4 protein-coding genes are annotated in these 5,266 nt (G+C 66.8%); 2 read left to right on the top strand and 2 right to left on the bottom strand.

The features are described 5' to 3' along the window. Positions 1 to 93: 93 nt before the first annotated feature. On the bottom strand, positions 94 to 1,083 hold the full coding sequence (galE, locus tag EV560_RS35600) for a UDP-glucose 4-epimerase GalE (protein ID WP_131860613.1): 990 nt from the start codon (positions 1,081 to 1,083) through the stop codon (positions 94 to 96). A gap of 328 nt (positions 1,084 to 1,411) precedes the next feature. On the opposite strand from galE, the gene galU reads away from it, so the two are divergent. After that, positions 1,412 to 2,290 carry a UTP--glucose-1-phosphate uridylyltransferase GalU gene (gene galU, locus EV560_RS35605; RefSeq protein ID WP_131860614.1) on the top strand — a complete coding sequence of 293 codons (879 nt, stop codon included), beginning with the start codon at positions 1,412 to 1,414 and terminating at the stop codon, positions 2,288 to 2,290. Positions 2,291 to 2,443: 153 nt separating this feature from the next. On the opposite strand, the gene EV560_RS35610 is transcribed toward galU, so the two are convergent. Next, positions 2,444 to 3,976, bottom strand: a complete 1,533-nt coding sequence (locus tag EV560_RS35610) for an outer membrane beta-barrel protein (protein ID WP_131860615.1) — start codon at positions 3,974 to 3,976, stop codon at positions 2,444 to 2,446. Between the two features lie 151 nt (positions 3,977 to 4,127). Here EV560_RS35610 and EV560_RS35615 point away from each other — a divergent pair, with 151 nt between their 5' ends. After that, positions 4,128 to 5,102 carry a KpsF/GutQ family sugar-phosphate isomerase gene (locus EV560_RS35615; protein ID WP_131860616.1) on the top strand — a complete coding sequence of 325 codons (975 nt, stop codon included), beginning with the start codon at positions 4,128 to 4,130 and terminating at the stop codon, positions 5,100 to 5,102. Positions 5,103 to 5,266: the final 164 nt, after the last annotated feature.

Raw genomic sequence — 5,266 nt, forward strand, 5'->3', positions numbered from 1 at the left:
GCGAAGCAAGACGGGAGGTTTGCGAGCGTCCCCCTGGATTGCTTCGTCGGCTGCGCCTCCTCGCGATGACGGAAGGGGCCCCGCACCAGCCGTTCAGCGCGCATTCCGCGTCTTGAGCGATTCCTCCCAGGCCAGCGCCTGCTGCACGATCTGCTCCAGATCGTCATGCTCCGGCTGCCAGCCGAGCTCGGCCCGGATCCGGTCGGCCTTGGCGACGAGCGAAGCCGGATCGCCCGCCCGGCGCGGCGAGAGCTTGACCGGGAAATCGGCGCCCGAGACCTTCTTCACCACCTCGACCACCTCCTTCACCGAATAGCCGCGGCCATAACCGCAATTCAGCGTCAGGCTGGCCCCGCCGGCGCGCAAATGGTCGAGGGCGGACAGATGCGCCCGCGCCAGATCGGTGACGTGGATATAGTCGCGCACGCAGGTGCCGTCCGGCGTCGGATAATCCGTGCCGAAGATTTCCAGCCCGGCGCGCTGGCCGAGCGCAGCCTGGCTCGCGACCTTGATCAAATGCGTCGCATTGGCAGCGGATTGGCCGGAGCGGCCTTTCGGATCGGCGCCCGCGACATTGAAATAGCGCAGCGCGACATAGGTCAGGCCATGGGCGCGGGCGACGTCGCCGAGCATCCACTCGCTCATCAGCTTGGAGCGACCATAGGGGTTGATCGGGCTGAGCCCGATATCCTCCGGCACCGGCGAGACGGAAGGCTCGCCATAGACAGCCGCGGTGGAGGAGAAGATCACGTGCTTGACGCCGCCGCGCACCGCGCTCTCCAGCAGCGCCCGCGTCTTCACCGTGTTGTTGTGGTAGTAGCCGAGCGGATCGCTGACCGAGTCCGGCACCACGATCTTGGCGGCGAAATGCGCGATCTCGCTGATGCCGTGCTCGGCGATCGTGCGCTCGACCAGCGCCTGGTCACCCATGTCGCCCTGGACGAAAACAGCCTCCTTCGGCACCGCCCACCAGAAGCCGGTCGAGAGATCGTCGAGCACCACGACTTTTTCGCCGCGGTCGACGAGCTCGAGAACCATGTGGCTGCCGATATAGCCGGCCCCGCCCGAAACCAGAATCGCCATCGTTGTCTCCTGTTACCGCTCCCCGCATAGAACGAGATCACGACAGGGTGAACCAGCCCCCGCGTCGCGAAGCTGCGATGGTTAAGCGGGATTGATCGAAAAATGCCGGCAATGCCTCGGCTTAGCTTCGATTGTCGCGAGAGTTTTCACAAAGGCCATTGACGATGCAGCAAGGCCCGGTTGGTATCAGCGCCCGGAGCTGGCCTGCCTTTCGCCAGATTGGTGCGACAGCCTCCATTGGCCGGCATTGATATGGGCGATGCCGGCTCCTGACTCGCCATGCCCTTCCGTCGCAAGCGTGCCGGCCGGCGCGCAACATGGATTTTTCATGACGAAACGTATCCGCAAGGCCGTCTTTCCCGTCGCAGGCCTGGGCACCCGCTTCCTGCCCGCCACCAAGGCGATCCCCAAGGAGATGCTGACCATCGTCGACCGGCCGGTCGTCCAGCATGTCGTCGATGAGGCGCGCGCCGCCGGCATCGAGCATTTCGTCTTCGTCACCGGGCGCAACAAGGCCGTGATCGAGGACCATTTCGACATGGCCTATGAGCTCGACGACACGCTCGCCAAGCGCAGCAAGACCAAGGAACTGGACGGCCTGCGCGCCGACCTGCCGGCCGCCGGCGCCACCAGCTTCACCCGCCAGCAGGCGCCGCTCGGCCTCGGCCATGCCGTCTGGTGCGCCCGCGACATCGTCGGTGACGAGCCCTTCGCGCTGTTGCTGCCCGATATGCTGCATCATACCCATGGCAAGGGCTGCCTCGCCGAGATGATCGATGCCTACAACAAGCATGGCGGCAACCATGTCGCGGTCGCGCCTGTGCCGGAGGACCAAACCCATCAATATGGCATCGTCGGCGTCGAGAACGTCGATGCAAAGGTCTCGAAGATCAACAAGATGGTCGAGAAGCCGCCGAAGGGCACCGCCCCGTCCAACCTGCACATCACCGGCCGCTACATCCTGCAGCCGACGATCTTCAACCTGCTCGCCCATCAGGAGAAGGGCGCCGGCGGCGAGATCCAGCTCACCGATTCGATGATCGCGCTGTCGCGGCAGGAGCCGTTCCACGCCGTGCGCTTCGACGGCGACATCTACGATACCGGCTCGAAGATCGGCTTCCTCACCGCCAACATCGCCTATGCGCTCGACCGCGGCGATCTGGGGCCGCAGCTCAGGGCCGAGATCGAGCGGCTGATCGAGGGCTGATTCCGTCATTGCGAGGAGCATGGCGACGAAGCAATCCCGGGGGACGTAGAGCGCGTCGGCCCCTGGGTTGCTTCGCGGAACCTGTACTCGGGCTTGCCGAAGGCATGACGCGGGTGCTCGCCAAGATCCGGGGGCTCGCAATCAGGCAGAGTGTCAGAACTGCACCCTCAGGCCCACCTGCGAGACATTCGCGGTGTAGTCATTGCCCGGCTGCGTCGAGGTCAGGCGCTCATGCGTGAAGCCGGCCCGGATCGCGAAGGTCCGGGTCAGCTTGTATTCGAGCCTGACGCCGAGCGAAGTGAAATCCTCGCGCAGGTCCTGCCCTTCATAGTTGGTCCGGCTGAAAGTGGTGATGCCGGTCACGGTCAGGTTGCGGCGCAAGGCATGCGCCACTTCGAGATTGATCCGCTGGGTCGTCGTGCCGCTGCTGCCGGCGATCGTGGTGTCGCCGAGCTCGGCCGTGCCGCGCAGCGTCACCGTGGTCAGCGGCGTCGGCGTCCACAGGATCGCGGCATTGCCGACAGGGCCACGCAGATTCTTCAGCCGCGGATCCTCGTATTTGCGGTCCTGGAAGCCGATGGAGAACTCGCCAGTAAGCTGGCGGCTGATCTCGAAGCTCGAACCGATACTGGCGCCGATGCCGTTCGAGGAGCGCATATAACCGCTTGAATCGACCTTCTGGTCGTATTGGCGCGTGTCGATCTCGCCCTCGACGAAGGGCTTGAAGCCCGGGGTCAGCTCGTAGGCGGTGCGCAGGCGCAGCTCGTATTGCGTCTGGTTGCGGTCGGCCTGGCTCAAGGTCGCGCCGTTGCTCAGCTCGGCATTGGCGTAGTCGTAGCGATCGACCGAGCCGCGCAGGTTGACCTGCAGCCGGTTGATGTCATGCGTGACGCCGGCCGAGCCGCCATAGGCATAGGTCAGCGGCCGGCCCGTCACCGCCGCCGTCAGGTCGGGCGAGCCCGGGCGCTGCGTGTCGAGCTTCATCCGGCTCTCGAGCAGGATGCGCGTGTCCCTGCTCGCATCGAGCCTGAGGTCGAGCCCACCTTCGGCGTCGGGGCGCGATGCATCGTGCTGCGTGAAGTACTGGCTATAGCCGCCGCGCAGCTTGCCCTTCAGCTCGTGCACGTTCCAATCCGACTGGACGTTGAGATCGCCTTCGTAACGGCCGAAATACGAACCCTTGGTCGGGCCGGCCGCGCGTTGCGGGTTGGTGTCGTAGCCCAAGGAGTTTGTGATCGCCGAGTTGACCGTCAGCGAACCGAGCCGCAAGCCGAGCGGCGCGTACGGATCCTCCTCGGCGGCAGTCCTGCGGCGTGGTGGCGGCGGCTGCTCGAGCGCCGGCGGCAGCCTCGCCACCTCCGGCTGCCGCGGGCGGAACTGGCGCTGCGTGACGCCGCGCAGAGCCGGCGCCTGCACCGGCCGGCTGGCGCGCGGCGGCGCGCGGCGGGAAATGACGGAATCCTGGTTCTGGATCAGCGCTGCAGGATCGCGCGCCGCCTCCGGAATCGGTGATGACGGATCGGTCGGGACCGGTTCGGCCGGCTGCTGCGCGACATAGGCCGGCGTCGTGCCGCGCAAGCCGCCCCTCGCCTGCTGCGCGCGCGCCTGCGTTGCAGCGACAAGCGCCGCCGCGAGCCCGGCCATGGCGACGCCGGACAACAGGAGGATCGTGGCGCGACGGGACACGAGAGACGCGCTCCAGGCAAAGCCATGCGCGCCCGAATGGCGCGCATGGTTAACGGAGTTAGAACGAAGACGGTTAACGACCCGTCAATGCGGGGCAGGCGGGCGAGCGGGCAGTGGAATCCGCCACGGCTCCCGTGCTAGAGCGCGGCGCATGACAGCCGATATCCGCGCTTCGGCGCTCCGCACCATCGCGACCGAACGCGCGGGGCTCGACATCCTGCACGAGGCCCTGGCCGATGGGCTGGGCGCGCCTTTTGCCGCCGCCGTCGAGATGATCCGCTCCGCCACCGGCCGCGTCGTCGTCACCGGCATGGGCAAGTCCGGCCATGTCGCGCGCAAGATCGCCGCGACATTGGCTTCGACCGGCACGCCGGCGCTCTTCGTCCATCCTGCCGAGGCCAGCCACGGCGATCTCGGCATGGTCCAGCCCGAGGACGTCGTCATCGCCCTGTCCTGGTCGGGCGAGGCGATGGAGCTCTCCGCCATCGTCGCCTACACGCGCCGCTTCCGCGTCGGCCTGATCGCGATCACCTCGGCGGCCGACAGCGCGCTAGGCCGCGAGGCCGATATCGCCCTGGTGGTCCCCAAGGCTGAGGAGGCCTGCCCGAACGGCCTCGCCCCGACGACCTCGACGACGATGCAGATGGCACTCGGCGACGCGCTCGCCATCGCCCTGCTGGAGGCGCGCGGCTTCACTCGCCAGGATTTCTTCGTCTACCATCCCGGCGGCAAGCTCGGCGCCCAGCTCAAGACCGTCGAAAGCATCATGCATCGCGGCGAGGCCATGCCGCGCGTCGGCCTCGACGCTGCCTTGCCCGACGTTATCGCGATGATCTCGGCCAAGGGCTTCGGCTGCGCCATCGTCACCAATCCGGACGGCTACCTCGCCGGCATCGTCACCGATGGCGACCTGCGCCGCAAGCTCGGCTCGGGGACGCCTGGCGCGCTCCGCGCCCGCGACGTGATGACGCCCGATCCACGCCGGATCGTGCCGGACGCGCTCGCGGTCGAAGCACTGGAAATGGTCAACCGCCTGCGCATCACGGCGCTGATCGTCGCCGATGCCAACGACAGGCCGGTCGGCATCGTGCATGTGCACGACCTGCTGCGGCTGGGCGTGGCCTAGAGCATTTTCGAGCGAAGTGGGCCCGGTTCACGTGGAGAAAATGCTCTAACCACATCCGCTCCCGTCATTGCGAGCGCAGCGAAGCAATCCAGAAGGTTTCGCTCGACGCCCCCTGGATTACTTCGCGGAGCCTGTACTCGGGCTTGCCGAAGGCAAGACCCGGG

The organism is Allobosea sp. BK604, from assembly GCF_004341515.1.
Classification (GTDB): domain Bacteria; phylum Pseudomonadota; class Alphaproteobacteria; order Rhizobiales; family Beijerinckiaceae; genus Allobosea.